The organism is Eisenbergiella tayi (genome assembly GCF_001881565.1).
GTDB classification, from domain to species: domain Bacteria; phylum Bacillota; class Clostridia; order Lachnospirales; family Lachnospiraceae; genus Eisenbergiella; species Eisenbergiella tayi.
In genome coordinates, this window is record NZ_MPDJ01000001.1 from 1184749 (window position 1) to 1203208 (window position 18460).

Annotated in this window: 18 protein-coding genes and 1 tRNA gene; 1 reads left to right on the forward strand and 18 read right to left on the reverse strand. The window is 46.9% G+C overall.

Going from position 1 to position 18460, the window contains the following annotated elements; translation table 11 throughout:
• Window positions 1–259: 259 nt before the first annotated feature.
• The 9 genes from BLA28_RS34070 to BLA28_RS04940 form a co-directional block, all read right to left on the reverse strand.
• Complete coding sequence (locus BLA28_RS34070; RefSeq protein ID WP_069156187.1) at window positions 260–1411, reverse strand: zinc ribbon domain-containing protein; 1152 nt, start codon at window positions 1409–1411, stop codon at window positions 260–262.
• Between the two features lie 214 nt (window positions 1412–1625).
• The gene (locus tag BLA28_RS04905) at window positions 1626–2177 is read right to left on the reverse strand and encodes a zinc ribbon domain-containing protein (protein WP_069156188.1); all 552 of its coding nucleotides are present in this window, start codon (window positions 2175–2177) and stop codon (window positions 1626–1628) included.
• Window positions 2178–2381: 204 nt separating this feature from the next.
• The gene (locus BLA28_RS04910; RefSeq protein WP_069156189.1) at window positions 2382–3017 is read right to left on the reverse strand and encodes a hypothetical protein; all 636 of its coding nucleotides are present in this window, start codon (window positions 3015–3017) and stop codon (window positions 2382–2384) included.
• Between the two features lie 203 nt (window positions 3018–3220).
• Window positions 3221–3293 (reverse strand) — tRNA-Phe (locus tag BLA28_RS04915).
• A gap of 84 nt (window positions 3294–3377) precedes the next feature.
• Window positions 3378–3764 carry a DUF5301 domain-containing protein gene (locus BLA28_RS04920; RefSeq protein ID WP_069151639.1) on the reverse strand — a complete coding sequence of 129 codons (387 nt, stop codon included), beginning with the start codon at window positions 3762–3764 and terminating at the stop codon, window positions 3378–3380.
• Between the two features lie 83 nt (window positions 3765–3847).
• Entirely contained in the window at window positions 3848–4453 is a 606-nt protein-coding gene (locus tag BLA28_RS04925) for a GNAT family N-acetyltransferase (protein WP_069156190.1), read from the reverse strand.
• A gap of 34 nt (window positions 4454–4487) precedes the next feature.
• The gene (locus tag BLA28_RS04930; protein WP_069156191.1) at window positions 4488–5927 is read right to left on the reverse strand and encodes a phospholipase D family protein; all 1440 of its coding nucleotides are present in this window, start codon (window positions 5925–5927) and stop codon (window positions 4488–4490) included.
• The gene (locus BLA28_RS04935) at window positions 5924–6970 is read right to left on the reverse strand and encodes an HD domain-containing protein (protein WP_081329850.1); all 1047 of its coding nucleotides are present in this window, start codon (window positions 6968–6970) and stop codon (window positions 5924–5926) included. Before BLA28_RS04935 ends, BLA28_RS04930 begins: the two co-directional genes overlap by 4 nt.
• Window positions 6971–7250: 280 nt before the next feature.
• Window positions 7251–7952, reverse strand: coding sequence for a GTP pyrophosphokinase (locus BLA28_RS04940; protein WP_081329851.1), 702 nt, complete (start codon window positions 7950–7952; stop codon window positions 7251–7253).
• Window positions 7953–8197: 245 nt separating this feature from the next.
• Here BLA28_RS04940 and BLA28_RS04945 point away from each other — a divergent pair, with 245 nt between their 5' ends.
• Window positions 8198–8536 carry a cyclic-di-AMP receptor gene (locus tag BLA28_RS04945; protein WP_044965442.1) on the forward strand — a complete coding sequence of 113 codons (339 nt, stop codon included), beginning with the start codon at window positions 8198–8200 and terminating at the stop codon, window positions 8534–8536.
• 15 nt (window positions 8537–8551) lie between these two features.
• On the opposite strand, the gene BLA28_RS04950 is transcribed toward BLA28_RS04945, so the two are convergent.
• From BLA28_RS04950 to kdpC, 9 genes are all read right to left on the reverse strand, one after another.
• Window positions 8552–10048, reverse strand: coding sequence for a TrkH family potassium uptake protein (locus BLA28_RS04950; RefSeq protein WP_069156192.1), 1497 nt, complete (start codon window positions 10046–10048; stop codon window positions 8552–8554).
• A 44-nt stretch (window positions 10049–10092) separates the two neighbouring features.
• Window positions 10093–10776 carry a potassium channel family protein gene (locus tag BLA28_RS04955; RefSeq protein WP_069156193.1) on the reverse strand — a complete coding sequence of 228 codons (684 nt, stop codon included), beginning with the start codon at window positions 10774–10776 and terminating at the stop codon, window positions 10093–10095.
• The gene (locus BLA28_RS04960) at window positions 10754–11245 is read right to left on the reverse strand and encodes a potassium channel family protein (protein WP_069156614.1); all 492 of its coding nucleotides are present in this window, start codon (window positions 11243–11245) and stop codon (window positions 10754–10756) included. Before BLA28_RS04960 ends, BLA28_RS04955 begins: the two co-directional genes overlap by 23 nt.
• Before the next feature lie 34 nt (window positions 11246–11279).
• Window positions 11280–11708, reverse strand: coding sequence for a hypothetical protein (locus tag BLA28_RS04965; protein WP_081329852.1), 429 nt, complete (start codon window positions 11706–11708; stop codon window positions 11280–11282).
• Between the two features lie 302 nt (window positions 11709–12010).
• A complete protein-coding gene (locus BLA28_RS04970) occupies window positions 12011–12709 on the reverse strand; it encodes a response regulator (RefSeq protein WP_069156194.1) in 699 nt (232 codons plus the stop codon).
• The gene (locus BLA28_RS04975; protein ID WP_069156195.1) at window positions 12693–14255 is read right to left on the reverse strand and encodes a DUF4118 domain-containing protein; all 1563 of its coding nucleotides are present in this window, start codon (window positions 14253–14255) and stop codon (window positions 12693–12695) included. The genes BLA28_RS04970 and BLA28_RS04975 overlap by 17 nt, the downstream gene beginning before the upstream one ends.
• Before the next feature lie 27 nt (window positions 14256–14282).
• On the reverse strand, window positions 14283–14984 hold the full coding sequence (locus tag BLA28_RS04980) for a response regulator (RefSeq protein WP_044965431.1): 702 nt from the start codon (window positions 14982–14984) through the stop codon (window positions 14283–14285).
• 37 nt (window positions 14985–15021) lie between these two features.
• A complete protein-coding gene (locus BLA28_RS04985) occupies window positions 15022–17754 on the reverse strand; it encodes a sensor histidine kinase (protein WP_069156616.1) in 2733 nt (910 codons plus the stop codon).
• 94 nt (window positions 17755–17848) lie between these two features.
• The gene (gene kdpC / locus BLA28_RS04990) at window positions 17849–18457 is read right to left on the reverse strand and encodes a potassium-transporting ATPase subunit KdpC (protein ID WP_069156196.1); all 609 of its coding nucleotides are present in this window, start codon (window positions 18455–18457) and stop codon (window positions 17849–17851) included.
• Between the last annotated feature and the right edge of the window lie 3 nt (window positions 18458–18460).

An 18460-nucleotide genomic window follows, 5' to 3' on the forward strand; every position in this document is an offset into this window, starting at 1 on the left:
AACGGTTCTATCCTAATTTTACACTCATTGAGGGAAAAATGCACCCACTTTTTGAAATTTTCTTTACGCAAAGTGGATGTTAATTTCAGAAAGTGGATGTTAGTTTAAATATTGACCGTTTTTACTTAGGATATTATTGTTTACGATTTTACTGTGCTGTGAAACAATAATGAGCAGACATAATCCTTTGGGAATATGTCTGCCCATTCCACAACAGCATATCTAATTTCATCCGCCTTTTCTGAAATAGAATAAATCGTTAATTTATTCCGGTATCCTCCGGAACTTCATATATTTTTGACTGGTACATTAATGCAAAGGTAACTTCATAATTATCCTTTGCCAAATACAAAATAACAGAGAGTTCATCCGTATCCCAGGTATTTCTATACTTTACCTGGCCGAGGTTTAAGGCCTCTCCTTCCGAATCACAATAACCATATAAGCTTCCCTTTGCCTTTTCCACTTTAGCTTCCCCATAAAGCGCTGTTAATTTATCAGAAATATTGTTGAATGAATTAATATATAAATCATGATCCGTATGGGTTTCATTAAAAATTACTGTTATAGTATGCAGTTCATCGTTTTCATTCATATCATAATTAATAAAAGCATCATCGCCTTCCACTATTCCTTCATATAAAATATGATGTCTGGCATTATCATCACCTTCTGTTATAAGATCTGCCGTTTCATAGCGTTTTACAACTTCTGCACTGTCGCCAAACTTAACATTCCTGAAAACACAGTTATCTCTGTCTTCCACAATCAAATTCATGCTTTTGGGTTCCGAGGCATTCCCACTGCCGTCTTTCGCCACAAAGGTTATCTCATAAGTACCCTCCTGGTTCAGGTCATACTCTCCGCTCACCTCAATCGTACAGGCATCCGCATCCGCTGCCTCTGCATTATCTTCCGGATTGTATTCACTTCCCCTTGCTGCATACACAGTGTCATTTAAAACAGATAATTCCGGTGCAACCGTGTCAACAACATGAAAATCATACGAAACATCTTTCATGTTTCCTCTCTTGTTTTTTATACTGAAAACAACTGTATAATCACCTAATTTATCTGCATCGAAATTTCCATCATCAGCTACCTTAACTTCAAGAATTTTCTCCGGATCAAACTCTATGTATTTAACCAGATCAGCCCCGGTTCCCAATTCGATGCTATCCTTGGATTGGGATACTTCAAAAGAACCCTTATACACAAATTTGTAGCAAATAAATATAATTGCTATAAGGACCAAAATGATACCGGCAATAATAATCGGCAGAAGTAATTTCTTTTTATTTTTCCCCTTGTTTTCATCGGTCTGCTTTTGTACGGGGTATCCGCAATGCGGACATGCCGCTATCTGATCCGAGATTTCTTTTCCGCATTCTGAACATTGAATAAGTGCCATGTTTTTTCCTCCCTCTGGTAGTATTTTCTATTATATCTCTTAAAGCAGCTAAAATCTACAAATCAGGCTAATAAAAATCTTCCCTTTTCTTCCCCCTTAATTTTCATATTGAGAACAATCTTTCTTACCGCAGGATAAGTATTCATAGAAAAGGCCTGCTGCCTATTGACAGCAGACCTTTAGCATTGACATATTATTCCGGCTTAATTGTTAACTAATCCAAATTAACCCATACTTCTCTTGCATCCGTACTTGTAAGAGCAGGAGTTGTTATCATAATTGTCTTTTCATCATTGAATTCTATAGAAAATGTTTCCCAATCATCCCCATAACGTAAAACCTTAATTTTATTTCCGCTTATAACCTTATAATCATAAGTTGCCAAAGAGGTATCCATCCATGCATATCCTGTTTCCAGCCGGTATTCCACTTCTTTTTCGGAAAAATCCAATACACAGAGGATATAGGAATCCTTCTCCCCTTCCACCTTACACCAATCGCGAAGCAGCTCTTTCTTAAGATTCGTTCTCTGTACCGTATTGACGGCAAACAAAACAATTAATACTATAATAACCGCGGCAGCTGCAATTCCTATTATTTTCTTGTATTTGGCAAAAAAACCGGTGGGTTTTGCAGCCTGCTCAACGCCCTGTACCTCTTGCTGTGCATCTTCATTAAATCTCGTTCCGCATTTAGCACAAAACACAGAATCACCCGGCAATTTCTCACCGCAATTAGGACAAACTATTTCTGTTATATTTTCCATAATACCAAAATCCCCCTACTCATATTTTACACTTATTTCATTATATACTTAAAGAAAACATAAATCTACATATTCATTCCATTTAACATAACCTTTATTTCCCAGTAAAAGGACAATTCTTCCGATTCATCTGTCATTATATATGTGTCCCGAACCAAATCAGTGATGCAAAAAATCACCTGCCTGTATTATTCTGATACGGAATCAGTCTGTGGTGATCTTATGATATGTACCCCCAACTGTTTTTCCTATTATTTCCAGATTTATCTCCCCAAATGCGGTCTTGCTGACTGCAAGTTGATAATCCGATTCTGCTGGAATACAATAAAAACTTCCCTCTTTCAACTTGGTTTCTCTGTTATACTCACCTAGTTCAAAAGATCGGGATAATAAATATTCACTTGTAAAATCTGATAGTGCTATTTTTGTTTTACTTGCCAGATAATACACATTTCCATCCTTGGTAAAATAAAAATACCCTCTGTGTAAATCAGACGTATCATCTTCCTCCCATATTCCAACCAAATCATCTTTTGTAATAGAATAGGTCGGATCCTTTTTCATTTCTTCTTCCTCTGTAAGCTCTTTTAGCACAGCGGATGCGCTTTCCAGAGTTTCATAATTATCAAGAAGCTTTTTCTGTTTTTCATTCAGAGATTCATATGCCTTCTGAATTTCATTTATCATATCCGCTTTTTCTAATGTAACTTCCCCAATTTCACTTATCTGCCGTGAAACAGCTTGAACCGTCTCCTTATCCGCTTCTGATGCACATCCGCTTAATGCAATTACAACAATAAAAGACAGAAAAAAGAAAGCCCTGCTTTTTTGATTCTTCACACGATTTCCCTCCCATAAGATTATTTCTTAATTATACTTTAAAAAGGTACCGTCTTCCACCACTTTAGCATCATGTGTATATTCTGTTTCAGTCCTGCAGTCACTATTTATTTCAGCAGAAAGGAAGTTATTTGCCGTGACAGGCAGCAATTGCACATAAAAAACCCTTACAAATACTGCCAAATAGTATTTGTAAGGGTTTATGCCCAGAACCGGAATCGAACCAGTGACACGAGGATTTTCAGTCCTCTGCTCTACCAACTGAGCTATCTGGGCCCATTGCAGCAAACTGCTACTGTAATCTGCAACATTGATTATTCTAACTATTTTCTTTTTATCTGTCAAGATCCTTTTTCGAATTCATTTACCGATGAGCATTTCATAAAATGATGCATCTGTCTGATAAATACCCTGATAGGGCTGTTCGATATAATATATTTCTTTTTCCTTGTATACAAACAAGGTATTTACCGAACCCCTGCAGTTTATATCAATCTTAATATACTCTTCTTCGTTTGGCATATCCTGTATGCTCTGCCTGCGGGTTCCTTCCGCATCTAATACCGCCGAAACAAACCGGCTTATCCAGTCATCGTCAGAATAATTCACTGCTTCATCGCCTATTGTCACATCTATGGAATCTATGGTATCCCGGGCAGGCAAAACGACAGGCTCTGCCTTTCGAGAGCAAGAAACTGCCAAAAGCCCTATAACGGCGATCATGATCAGTAGTATGAGCTTTTTCATAAATTATTCCTCCGCATATTCCGCCCCGCTATTTTAACCTTCATTCCGTTTTATCATATCATTTTATCAATCAATAATCCATTTTATTTAATATTTCCTTTCATTAACTTCATACTATCTTCTAATATCCGCTCAACTCGGGCCTTCTCTATCCCGGCAAACGGCAGAATGCCTTCCGGATCGCACTCATGCGTCCCTATATTCTTCACAAAACAGGAAACATCAAGCCATTTTCCCATTTTATAACCGGTTTCGCGGTTGAGGCCTTCCAGCCGGAAGCCCATTCCCAGATGAAGCGCTTCACTTCTTTCGTTAGGGCTGGTAACTAGCGCATAGGCATTTTTCACATTCTGGAGCTTCAGCAGTTCCATTAATGCATGGTACAGCGCCTTTCCCATCCCCAATCCCGTATGTTCTTCCTCAACATAAACGGACAGCTCCGCATCCCACTGATATGCGGCTCTTTCATGAAAACGGTGTGCATAGGCATAGGCCAGGATTTTTCCGTCAGCTTCACAAACAAGATAGGGATAAGCTCCTATTATGCCTGTCATGCGGCCTCGGAATTCTTCTAAGGACGGTACTTCGTATTCAAAAGTAATCGTCGTCTTTTTTATGTAGGGTTCATATATTTTCAGTATTTCTGAGGCATCTTCAAGGCGGGCGGGCCGTATCGTGATATTTTCCATTTCTGCCTTATCCTTTCTTTATCGTTCCCGTATATTAAGCAAGCACCCGGAATGGCTGAAGCAGGAATCCCACAACCTTCCAAGCTAATCTCTTTAAAAATGGTACTTTGGCCACGGTTACGTGATCCGGAACAACATAGTTCTTTTCATCCACCACCATCCGGCAATCCTTTTCGATATCTCCCATGTATTCCATGAGCTGCTGTGTGAGCTCCTCACTCTGGATCACAAGCATGAGCTCCGTATCCATATAGGTGCTGCGAAGATCGAAGTTATAGGAGCCTACAGCGCACAAATCATTGTCAATTACCAGAGATTTTCCATGGGTGGAAAGTCCTCCGTCATATTCATAAAGGCTGATACCGGTGGCAACCACATCTTTTTTATGATATTGATAATCGCTGGAAGCCACGAAATTGTCCCCGTTTTCCACGGAATTAATTACCATTTTCACTTGGGGGACCGTATCCACGATTTCCGCAAGGGTTTCGTTCATATAATCATTGGTCACCACATACGGCGTATGGATAACCACCCGCTCCTGTGCCTGTTTCATCAGCTCCGTCAGGGTATAGAAAATATCCGGTTCTTTCCCGTATATCCCGATGGGGCCGGATACCAGGCGGATACGGTTGGCTGCACAGGTATGGGCTGTATAATCATAGGCGGTATCAAAAAAGCCTTCCTGCTTTTCCCGAAGCTCCTGGTAACGGGCTTCAAGAAGTTCCATCTGCTTCTGAATCCTTTTTTTCTTCTGCTGTCCTTCATCGTCATGGAACAGACGGCACACATCCAGATTCCAGACCCGGTTAAAATACGCCTCTACCTGGAACAGGGAGCTTTCCCCGCTGTTTTCCTCTCCCTGTGCGGTATTGTATATCAGCACCTCTCTGTCCAAGCTCTTATTTTTCGAATCATAATCCCCCAGAAAGTAGTCAAAGGTATTCCTTCCTCCCAGGATATAAGCGCTGTCATCCACAATCACGTATTTATCATGCATTCTCCCCTGGGTTTTCCAGGGCATCAGAGGATTGACGGGATTGTAAATTTTAATCTGGATATTCGGATGGGAGGCAACCGCATGGAAAAGAGGATCCGGCTCCATTCGGATAAGTCCGCTGACTCCGTCCACCAGTATCTGTACCTTTACCCCTTCTTCCGCCTTATGCCAGATGACAGACAGCAGATCTTTGGTGCTCTCTCCGTTCCTCATATCAAAGGTGCTGAGTATGATACGGGATTTCGCCCCGTTTATCAACCGTATGCGGTGTTCCAGGGCGCTTTCACTTGTTTCCAGAAGCATGGCCCTGTCCGTTCCCGCCTCGCTGCTGCGGAAGCTGTCCGCACGGAACTCTTCCGCGGTCTGACTGCTCACATCCTTATACTTTATAAAAGGGCCTATGGCCCCCGCTACCAGATATACGACAATGCATACCACAATTATCAGTATCATCCGTTTTGCTTTTATTCTCACTGCTTACACTCCTGTTCCCCGCTGACGCTGATCCATCTGTCAAAATCCGTATGCAGATACTCCCTGACTGCCTCTGCCGCCTGTGTACATATTTTACTTATTCTTACAGGAATCCCTTCCTGTACCACAAGAGGGTCAATATACCTCAGCTTTGACGGCACGTTAACACAGTATATTCCCTCCACCGGCTCTGCGCTGCTGCGGATTTGGGAAAAACGGGTATACTCCTCCCACAGGCCTGCCGCCCTTTCATCCTGAAGCAGCTTATCAAGCACCTGCTCCTCTGTGGTATACAGATCCGATTCCGATAATATCCCCCATTCCACGGCTTTTCTTAATAAATCTGCCAGATACTGCATGCAGAACCGATCCTCATCCGCGGTGAACATGCGGGAATTATCCAATGACCCCAAAGTAAAAGTAAGCGCTTCTTCCGAAGAGGTGAAAGCCAGTTCGGGGATCCCCTCTTCATTCAGGACGGTTGTGAGGTTCCTGTATATCCGGCGGATTTCCCCCGGACTTTTCTTTTCCCGGCAATAAAAATTGCCCAGCGTATATTCCAGCCTGTCGGCGGACAGCCCCGGAGAATCGTTATCCGCAATGGGATACCGATGGTAATCCGCCACATCCTCCGTTGACAGGCCGTATTTATGTAATACCTTCTGGATACCTTCCGATTCCTCTATCAGTTTACGGGTATATTCTTCCGTGGATTCCTGTTTCAGGTGATCCCCCTTCATAAAATCAACCACATGGGCAAAAACCGGTGTGGCAATATCATGAAGCAGTCCCGCAATACTCTGCTTTACATCAAAGGTAAAATGCCATACGATCAGCCCTGCTCCCACGCTGTGAATCCATCTCGTATAGGGCGAGGAAAACCGGAACAGGGGGAAGGAACTGTATTCACATCCGCAGTGCATTCCCACCTTTTTCAGCCGCTGCAGTTCCTCTGCCTCAAGCAGCTCTGCCAGAAAATCCGGGAAACCATCATTATATATGTCCCATAAAGGGCTCATTTCCTCAGGTATCGATTCTGTCATAATGCCTCCCCTGCGCCATCCTGCCCGGCGCCTGCTGTATATTGTAAAATAGTATAATTGCAAAGGTACGGAACAATTACAAAATATTATAACGCACTTCCCTGCAAATGCAACTGCGCGCATGAAAATTTTTCTCATACAATCGATATTTTACAATTTTTTTATAGTTTTTTTCAAATTCATCCTGCAACGCATTATCACGGCATACGAAAGCGGCCGGAGTCCTGCGGGAAGGTCTTCCCGCAGGCACTCCGGCCTGTAACTGATTCTGATTCCATTCTTAACTCTGTTCTATCCGGTTGCGGATTTCCTGCATCCGAACGTCCATACTGCTGATAATCCTGGCACACTCCGCCAGCTCCTTCGCAATATCATCCGGATTGTCAATATCCTTTTTATACTTAAGCTTATGCTCCAGGCTGGCCCAGAAGTCCATGGCAATGGTACGGAACTGAACCTCCACCCGCATATATCTCTTGCAGTTGGAAAGGAAAATAGGCACCTCCACAATCAGGTGAAGGCTTCGATATCCGTTCGGCTTGGGATTGGCTATATAATCCTTCTTCGCGATCAGCCGGATATCATCCTGCTGCACCAGCATAGCCGCCAATGCGTAGATATCGTCCGGGAAGGAACAGATCACGCGGACACCCGCAATATCATTCAGATTCTTTTCTATGTTTTCCACTGAAAGAGGAATCTTTTTTTTACGCATCTTATCTACGATGCTCATCGGCTTTTTCAGCCGTGACTTTATGGTTTCAAAGGGATTTCTGTTATATGTGATAGAAAATTCTTCATCCAGGACACGGAGCTTGGTTTCCACCTCCATCATGGCACAGCGGTACCTGCTCATGAGTTCTATAAAAGGGATCGCACTCTCCAGAACCTCTTCCGGCCGCTCTCCATCCAGAATTCTTGTAAACGCATCTCCTGAAAGTCCGTCAAACAATATGGTTTCTTTTGTTGTTAATTCATCCATAAATCTATTCTTTCCTTCTCCTGCCTGTCTTTCATGTTTATCGGGTAATTCTTACATATCATATCATAAAAAGGGATGTAATGAAAAGAAAAAAGGGAGCAGTCCCAGCAATCTTTATAGTATTTTAACTTTTTTAGCCAAACCTTTATGCTTTTTTTATATATCTTTAATTATAATGAAGCTGATGAAAGAAAAACAACCCATAATTTTCTTTTATCAAGGGAATCAGAAAGGACGGGACCATTATGAAGCTCATCATTGCGATTCTCCACCAGGAGGATGAACCTCTTGCTGTAGAGGATCTGAATAAAAAAGGATTTTTTGTCACAAAGCTTGCTACCACAGGGGGCTTCTTTAAAAACCACAATGTAACCCTGCTGATCGGAACGCAGGATCATCTGGTCAGCGACGCAATAACTATCCTTCATAAGGATGCCGGAAAAAGGCAGGAGCCGAGATATTATCCCCAGCCCTCTGCCTCCGGCCCCCACTGTTCTCCGGCGGCATTTGCCATTCCCGTGGAAACGGAAACAGGAGGCTGCACCATTTTTGTTCTTGATATGATACAGTTTGAAAAGCTATGAGCGCGTTTCTCTTTTTCATTCGGAAGGGCGATGCTGCCTCCGTTTCCTTACAAGGGTATTTTTAATCCGGTCGGCCATACAGTAAAAGCCGATGAAAATGATAAAAATTTCCAGCCTCCCCAGAAGCATGCCTGTCATCTCCACTATAAGCGTGGCATTGTTTGATGCCGGACCGGTAACCCCTATGGAAAGGCCTACGGTTCCCAGGGCGGAGGCAAATTCAAACATGGCCTCCGTCAGGCTGCAGTCTGCGGTTTCCGTAAGAAGTAAGGAACCGGTAATAAAAATCACCAGATAGGCGGTTACAAAGCTGCCTGTCTGTTTATATAGTTCTCCGTCAATCGGCTGCCTGCCCTGGGCATTTGTGTAAACAGGCACGCTGACCCTGCGTTTGGAGGATACTCGTTCCTTCATATTTTCGGCCGCCATACGCAGCATGAGATATACTCTGGTCATCTTCAGCCCTCCAGCTGTGGAACCGATCCCTCCGCCGATCAGCATGAGCAGAATCATAATTCCTAAGGACATCTGGGGCCAATCCTGATATCCCATAGTGGAGAAGCCTGTGGTTGAAAGGGCCGCTATCACATTGAAGCCCGCCTGCCGTATGCTTTCCCCTGCATCTGACTGAAACAATGTATGGTGCAGGCTCCATGTTACCGGAATAACAGCCGCCGCAAGCACCAGGAACATAAACCGCAGCTCGCTGACCCGGAAAGCACGTCTGAATTTTCCCCTGACAAGCAGGAGAAGGACGGCGAAATTTGTAGTGCCTGCCAGCATAAGCACGTTGGTTATGGTATCGATCAGAAGGCTGTCATAAGCGCCGATGCTGTCCGTCCTTGTGGAAAATCCGCCCGTGGACAAAGCGCACATGGTATGGTTGATGCTGTCGAATAACGGCATCCCCGCGAGCACATAGGCAAGGACGCCGGCCGCAAGAAAAGCGCAGTACATCACGAATATGGCCCGGGCCGTTTTCCCGAGGTTCGGAAGGAGTCTGTCAGGATGCCCCTCCGCGCTGTACAGGTTCATGGATTCTCTTTCCTGAATAAAGATGAGCATCATCATCACGAAACCAAGCCCTCCACAGAACTGCATAAAGCTTCGATGGAATAAAAAAATATGGCTGACCTCTTCCACGTTCATGACGGACAGTCCCGTTGTCGTCCAGCCGCTGACCGCTTCAAATAAAGCCTGTACCACCGTCAGCTGCCCGGCAATGACAAAGGGCGCCGCTCCTGCCGCGATGCCGTATCCCCAGGCGGCCAGCACCGTCATGCTGGAGGAATACAGATACCCTCTGCAGCTTTCCTGTTCCTTCTTCTTACCCGACAGGAATCCTATCCCCAATCCGAGTAAAATGGAGAACAGAGCCGGAATTAAAAAGGCCGGTATATATACGGCATCTTCCGGATAAAAGGGCAGTACCAGAAGCGGGACTGCCAGCAGCACTCCTATCAGAAGAATCAGTTTGCCGATGCTGCGTTCTTCATATATAAACTTTTTCATCCTGCAACCTTCTTTTTTTAGATTTCTGTCAGACGGAAAGCCTTTTATCTTCCTGTCAGCTTTCGTATCACTTCTTTTTCCTGCTCCGATGTGGATATGACAACAAGAGTGTCTCCCGGAAAGATCCGGTTATCCCCTCTGGGGATCATGCTTTCTTCTCCACGCAGGATACAGCCGATAATGGCATCCCTGGGAAGGTCAAGCTCCCATATCCTTTTCTCCGCCGCAGGAGCCGTCGGAGATATGAAAACCTCTGTAATTCCAACCCTGCCGCTTCCCAGCGGGATCCTTGTAGCCATCTCATCCATAAAGGCCTGCTGTTCTATGATGCCTGCCACCACGTTAATGGCGCACACCACAGAATCAATTCCCATGCTATAGAAAAATTCGGTCTTTTTGGGATCATTGACAAGAGCCACTGTTTTGGCCGTTCCAAACCGTTTTTTGCACAGCTCGCAGATGACCAGGTTATCCTCATCATTCTGGGTCAGCGCAATGGCAATGTCCATCCAGTCCGCTCCTGCTTCCTCCAGCACATAAGGCTTGGAAGCATCTCCGTATATGACCTCCATAGCCTGGATTTCCGCCAGGCTATGACAGTCAGCATAGTTTTTATTAATCACTGTCACCTTATAACCCTTGCGTATCAGAGATAACGCCAGGGATTTTACTTTATGGAAGCCTCCTGCAAGGAGGATCCTGTTTTTATCCGATACACTGCTTCTCATCTTTGCTCCTCTCAGTGCCCATGGCTTTTTCTTTGCCCAGCAGCTTCTCTATTTCCCTAGCCGACAGGACGGCGGGGCAAATGGTTTCAATCCCTGTTCCCCTGTAAATACATTCCTTTTCAGGGTCATAAAGCCTGCACACTATCTTTTTCGTATGGAACAGGGATTCCGCCATCTGGGAAATCATAATGTTTATATTGTCATTATCCGTTACCAGAATAAGGCAGTCAGCCTTTTCCGCCGATGCACGGGATAAGGTTTCCAAATCCGCGGCATCCCCCGTCTCTGTCAGTCCGCCATAGGAGCTGTCCAGCTTGCGGAAGGCATCTCTGTCCCTGTCTGCTATGCATACGTCGTTTCCCTGTCCGTATATTTCGGCGGCCAGGCTGGCTCCCAGCCTTCCGCAGCCTATGATCACCACATATTTTTTCTCATCTTTTTTGGATAACCGGAAATCACTGTATTTCATATGTTCCCCTTTCTTCCCTTTCCCGGGACGGCGCTCAGAAACCAAAGAAGCCTGATTTGTCATTTTGTTTTCTTTTCACCACATGTCCTACGCCATTCTCATCATATTCGATCTTACAGCGTTCTTTTTTTTCGTCCGTCCTGCAGTCGTCCATAGTATATGCAGCCTCTCCGGGCCTGGAAAAGCCGCCGTAATTATCTATGTTTTTTCTTGCGGGCAGGAATGTGGGATCCAATGACCAGGCCGCGCGGAAATGCTTCATCGCTGATATATGGCACCCCTGTTTTTCCATCAGGATTCCAAACAGGTTATGAGGCTCGGCCGCGTCCGGGCAGTCTTTCATCGCCTCGCAGATCTTTTCACGGGATTCTTCTATATGATAATCATGGATAAGGCTGCGCACCTCTTCACATAACTGATTCAAATATTCTTTTTCGGTTTCTTCTTCCATCACTGTTCTCATATCTTTATCCTCCTTTTGATGATTCCATTCTAGCTGATATCCTGTGAGAGGGGTGTGAGAGTTCGGGGAAATGGTGTGAGAATTCTGTGAGAATATTGCCGCCCGGCGGCGGCAATTTCAGAGAATTGCTTTGCAATTCTCCCTGGGGCCGCTTTAGTTGGCTCGCGCTTTTTAAGGACAGAGATTGAATTAGGTAAGGGCGGGATAAGAGAAAACAGATAGTAGAGACAGGAATATTAAGGGTAAGAGAAAAGTGTGAGAATTATGAGTATGACGAATGGAGACAAGGACAGGCCGTGAAATTATTCATCGGCCATTCGGTAGCCTATCCCTATTTCGGTGAAAATATAGCGGGGTTTGGCGGGATTTTTTTCCACTTTGCGGCGCAGGGCGGCCATGAGGGCACGGAGGGCCTGGGTGTCGGAGTCATAGGCGGCTCCCCATACCTCTTTCAGGATATAGCCGCTTGTGAGGACCTTTCCCGCATTTTTTATCAGCAGGGACATCAGGCTGAACTCCATGGGGGTCAGGTGAAGGGGCTCTCCGTCCAGGGCGGCGGCATGCTTTTCAACATCCAGCTCAAGCCCGCCCACCCGGTATACGGACTGGGGACGGGGAAGGCCCTGTCGGTACAGGTGGCGGAGCGCCACACGGATGCGCGCCATCAGCTCTGTGGCGGAAAAGGGCTTGGTCAGGTAATCATCCGCTCCCAGATCCAGAAGGGCCGCTTTTTCTTTCTCCTGATCTCTTGCGGAAACTATTATGATTGGCATTTCCGACCATTCCCGGACCTTTTTCAGAATTTCCTCTCCGTCCATGTCCGGCAATCCCAGATCCAGGAGGATCATATCCGGCTGGGAGGAGAGCAGCAGCTTCATGGCGGAAGCCGCATTGCCTGCGGTCAGGCAGGTAAAGCCCTCCGCTTTCAGGGCGTAGCAGATAAAATTCCGGATCTGTACATCATCCTCTACCACAAGTATTGTTTCATGATATTGTTCCATCTGTTTCCTCCGTTTCCTTATCTACAGGACAGGTATCCGTCAAAGGCAGGGTAAACCGGAATTCCGCGCCCGGGCCGTCGGTTCTGTTTCCCGCTTCCATCCGTCCGCCGTGCTGGCTGACAATGGATTCACAGATCGTGAGTCCAAGGCCGATTCCTTTCTGGGCATCCACGGGCTTTATCCGGGACGTATAAAAGGTCTGAAAAATATTAGGCAGATCCTCCGGCGCAATGCCTTCTCCCCGGTCAGCCACACAGAATACGGCATTTTCTCCTGCTAAATCCTTTTTTACTGTTATCTTTATTTCCGCTTCCGGCGGCGTATGCTTCACCCCATTGTCAAGAAGGTTAATCAGCACCTGCATGATCAGCCTGGCATCCATGGGCACCATCAGAACCTCTTCAGGCACCTCTACCTGGATTTCCCTGCCGGGAGAACGTCCCGCCATCTGCGCTATGGCCCCACCCACAATTTCCTCCACAGCTTCCGGCTGCTTTTTAATGACCATCCTGCCCTCCTGAAGCCTGGTCAGGCTCAGAATGTTTTCCACGAGGGAATGGAGCCAGATGGCATCCTTATGGATCCCTTCTGCCAAATCAAATCGGGGATCCTCTTTTTTCGACATATCCATAATCATTTCAGAGGTTCCCATGATTCCGGACAGCGGCGTCCTCAGATCGTGGGAAATCGCCCGGAGCAGGTTGCCCCGGTATCGTTCCTGCTGTATCTGCTGGCGGGAACGCACCTGTTTCCTCACGGCAAGGATGCGGTCCATAGCCAGCGCCACGCATTCCAGCATGGAATGAAGAAATATCTTCTGTGTTTCCTCAAAAGCCTCCGCTTTTTCTCCGGGGATACGCACCACGCCCAGAATCCCTTCGCCGCCGTAGACCGGCCAGTCATAAAATTCCTCTCCCGCATAGAAAGGATCCCGGAGGTTTTCCAGCCTTTTCTTCACTTCTTCTCCGTTTTCCAGCCTTCTTCTTACAAGCTTTCCTTCTTCTGTTCTCTGAAGAAATGTTTTTTCCGGTTCCCCCGTTTCGTCATAACAGAGGCACGCCGCCCGGCAGTCCAGCAGATCGCTTATGACGGATACGGCTGTTTCCGCAGCATCGGAGAGCTCCTTGGCTTCCGTAAGATGGCTGGTAAGAAGATACAGGGCCTGTGTCTGCCGTTCCCGTTCCAGGGCTTTTTTGGCATTTTCCTTTTCTCTTGATGTAAGGGCGCTGGTTACCAAAGCCACTACTGTCATCACCGCAAAGGTAACCATATAGCCTGCGTCATAAAACTGCAGGGAATGATAGGGTTTGGTAAAAAAATAATTAAAGGTAAGAGTTGCCGCCACAGACGACAGAATCCCCCATAGATATCCCCTGGTCAGGCTGGCGGTGATAAATACGGCGAGGATATACAGCAGCACCACGTTGGTTTCCGTAAATCCGATTTCCCGGAACCCCATCCCCAGCAGGGTAGCGGCCAAAAGAAACAGAATCGATTCTGCGGAATAGATTATGCCGACCCTTATTTTTTCCCCTTTTTTATCCATAATATCCCATTCCTTTTCCGGCCGATCCTACAGCCGGTTCATTTTATAGCCGATACCCACTCTTGTCTGGATATATTGGGGATTCTCCCTGTCCGGCTCTATTTTTTTGCGAAGCGTCGCCATGTAGACCCGGAGAGAAGGGATATCGCTGACGTTCACATTTTCCCACACCTTTTTTATCAGGTACTGATGCGTAAGAACCTTTCCCACATTTCTGGCCAGCTCACAGAGAAGCTTGTATTCGATGGGAGACAAGTGCAGCTCCTGTTCGCCCATATAAGCTGCCGCCGCGGCAAAATCGATTTTCAGATCTCCGTTTACAAAAACCGTGCTTATCTCTCCCTGCTCGGATTGCATATAGCTGATCCGGCGGAAGGTGGAACGAAGCCTTGCCAGCAGCTCCTCGACGCTGAAGGGCTTCGTGAGATAATCGTCGGCCCCCGCATCCAGGGCCTCTATTTTGTCCTGATCCTCGGTCCTCGCACTGATCACGATAATGGGGACGGAGGACCAGCTTCTTACCTTTCGTATGATATCCAGGCCGTCCATATCCGGCAGTCCCAAATCCAGAAGGATGACCTCCGGGCTGTGGGAGGTTACCGCCAGCATGGCCTGCGCCCCGTTGGAAGCTTTTTCATAATGGTATCCCTGTGTCTCCAGGGTGGTTGCAATCAGGTTGGAGATTGCCTTTTCATCCTCCACAATCAGAAGATTATGTTTCGTTTCCATTTCTATCCTCATTTCTGCGCTGCATTGCGCATATCCGTCATGCTTTTCCGGCTGTTTCAGGGAAATTGTCCCCGCCCACATCCTCCGCCTTCAGGTCAAACAGAAAACAGGTCCCTTTCGGCACGTTGTCCCTCACCTCAAGCTTTCCTCCGTGGGCCTCCACGATAGAACGACATAAAGACAGGCCTACTCCCATGCTCCTCGTTCCGTCCGCCGCCTGGTATTCTCCCGTATAGAAGAGGTCAAATACCTTTTCCTTTCTGTCATCCGGTATTCCCTGTCCGTCATCGGCTATATTGATATAGATTCTGTCCCCCAGTTTTTTCGCGGAAATATCAATGTGCGAATCCTCCGGCGTATATTTGATAGCATTATCCACGATATTCATGATCACCTGCATGATCAGCTTTGCATCCATCCAGGCCATGAGGAACTCGTCTTCCAGGTGTACCTGGATTTTATGTCCCCTCAGCCGCCTCCGGATATGGCTCAGCGCTTCGCTTATCACATCCTCGAGAAGCTCAGGCTGCTGCTTCAGTTCCATACTGCCGTTCTCTATTTTGGTCACGGACAACAGGTTCTCAACCAGATTATACAGCCATACGGAATCGTCGTAAATATCCTCATAAAGCTTCTGCTTCTGATCTGCGCTCAGGTTGTCCCCCTGCTGCATCAGCATGCCTGAATTTCCGGAAATGCTGGTAAGCGGTGTCCGCAGATCATGGGATATGCTCCGCAGAAGATTGCTTCTGAGCTGCTCCTGCCTGATCTGAAGCCTGGCGCGGTTTTTATCCTCGGTGCTCTGTTCCTTTTCCAAAGCCAGCGCTGCTTCATTGAGCATGGCGTTCAGAATGCTTTCATCAAAGGCAGGCAGGAAACCGTCCTCCAGACAGATTCCCACCACACCGTATACCGCATTGGCGCTTCTCACCGCCAGATACAGGCCCTTCGCTCCGGGAAGTGTCCCGGTGGAGGCTCCCGCATGTTTATTGTTCCGGTAGCTCCAGGAGGCTACCGCAGTCTCATCCTTCGTGAGCAGACGCTCAATACAGCTGTTTTTTTCCCTGGGAAAGCAGTAAGGCCTTACCCCTTCCCGAGGTTCCCCCGGATAATAGACAACATCCTTATCAAGAAGCTTCACCAGCTGTCCGGCCACCGTTTCGGCTATCGCTTTTTCTCCATAGGCCATCTGCAGCTTCCTGCTGGTATCCAGAAGTATTTCCATTCTCCAGGCCTTCCTTACAGCCTGACGGCCGTAGGATTTCACTTTTTTAGCCAGGGAAGCGGTGATAAACCCGGCCAGAAACATGATCAGGAAGGTGATCATATATCCCGGATCCCTGACCTTCAGGGAATTATAGGGTATGGTAAAAAAGATATTGAAGCACACCACGCTGAGTACGGAGGCAAGCAGGTTATATATCTGGTTTTCTGTTATCAGGGCAATAATCAGGACTCCCAGAATATAGATGGTCACAATATTGGCTTCGTTGATTCCCAGCAGCCGGAACAGGAACGCCAGAATCGTGGATATCCCCAGAACCGCAAGCATGGCGAGGGAATCCTTCAGGTAATTCTTATCCTTTACCGCGATTATGCTTTCCAGTCTGTTCTTTTTGGCATAACGCCTTGTATAGGTGTCCGGAATGAGATAAATTTCCATCCGTGGCACCAGGGCCGTCAGCTGATCCGCAAAATTCACATTCTGGGAAAACAGCTTCTTCTTTGTATAGCTCCTTCCCAGCACGATCTTGGACACTCCGGAAATACGCGCGTATTCCGCAATCTGCCTGGTAATATCTCCTCCGTAAAGAGTCACCGTTTTGGCTCCCAGCTGTTCCGCAAGCCGCTGGTTCATGCGAAGGCGCAGGGCATCTTCGTCCCCCATCCCCTCTCCTCCGGGCGCTTCCACATGCACCGCCGTAAACCGGGCGCGGAATGCATTGGCCATCCGGGCTGCCGCGCGGATCACCTTGGCATTGGACGGGGAGGCCGAAAGGCAGACCAGAATATGTTCTCCCGTATAATATTCACTCTCCCGGTTCTGTTCCCTGTTCTTTTCCGTAACCCTGTTTACCTGATCCGCCGTCCGCCGGAGGGTAATTTCCCGCAGGGCCGTAAGATTATCCAGGGTAAAAAAATGATCCATCGCCGTGCCGGCCTGCTTCGGGCAGTATACCTTCCCCTCCTTCAGCCTTTCCAGAAGATCCGCAGGCTCAATATCCACAAGTTCCACCTGATCCGCCTGATCGAAAACAAAGTCCGGGATCCTTTCCTGTACAGTGATTCCTGTTATGGAAGCCACGATATCATTCAGGCTTTCCAGATGCTGCACATTGACCGTGGTATATACGCTGATTCCTTCCTTCAGCAGCTCCTGAATATCCTGATAACGCTTGGTATGGCGGCAGCCGGACGCATTCGTATGGGCAAGCTCATCCACCAGCAGCAGCTGCGGCCTTCTCTTAAGCGCTGCATCCAGATCGAATTCCCTCAATACTATATTTTTATACGGGATTTCCAGAACGGGAAGCTGCTCCAGTCCGTCCAGAAGCGCCATGGTTTCCGGACGCGCATGGGGTTCAATATACCCGGCAGCCACATCTACCCCCGCTTCTGCCATCTGTGCGGCCGCCTCCAGCATCGCATAGGTTTTTCCCACTCCTGCTGCATATCCGAAAAATATTTTTAATTTTCCCTGATTAATCCTGGATTCCTCTTCCTTTACCTGTTCCAGGAGCTTATCCGGGTCGGGCCTGTTATTTTCCATATTATTTTCTCCCAGCCACAGCTGATTATGATTGAAACACATCAAGCCGCCAGTCCAGAGACTGCCGGCTTTTTATGAACATAAGGACAAGTCATCAATCCGTGAGGATTCCGTCAAGGGCAAGATTCACTTCGAGCACATTCACGGTTTCCTCTCCCAGTATACCAAGGAATTTTCCCTTTGTATACTTATCGATAACTTCCCTGACCTCCTCTTCCGATATTCCCTTTGCCTCGGCAATACGGGGGACCTGGTATTCGGCTGCTGCCGGGGATATATGAGGATCCAGGCCGCTGCCGGAGCCTGTGACCAGTTCCACAGGAATGGCTTCCATATCCGCATCGGGGTTCGCTTCTTTTATCATTGCAACCCTTTCCGCAATCTGTGCGGCATATTCCTCACTTGCCGGAGACTTGTTGGACGCGCCTGCATACATCAGCGGATTTCCCTCATCATCCGTGTAGGTGGATACATCCAAAAACATGATTCTTCCCCACATATGGGCGGGATCCGTAAACTGCTGCCCCAGCAGTTCACTTCCGTATTTTACCCCGTTTACCTCTATAATACTTCCATTAGCCTTATCCTTGAAAAACAGCTGTGATATACCGGTCATCACCAGAGTGTAAAGCAGACCGCACAGCAGCATCATGATAAAAAACAACAATGTTGTTTTTCCGAAAACCTTTTTTACCTCTTTCATCTT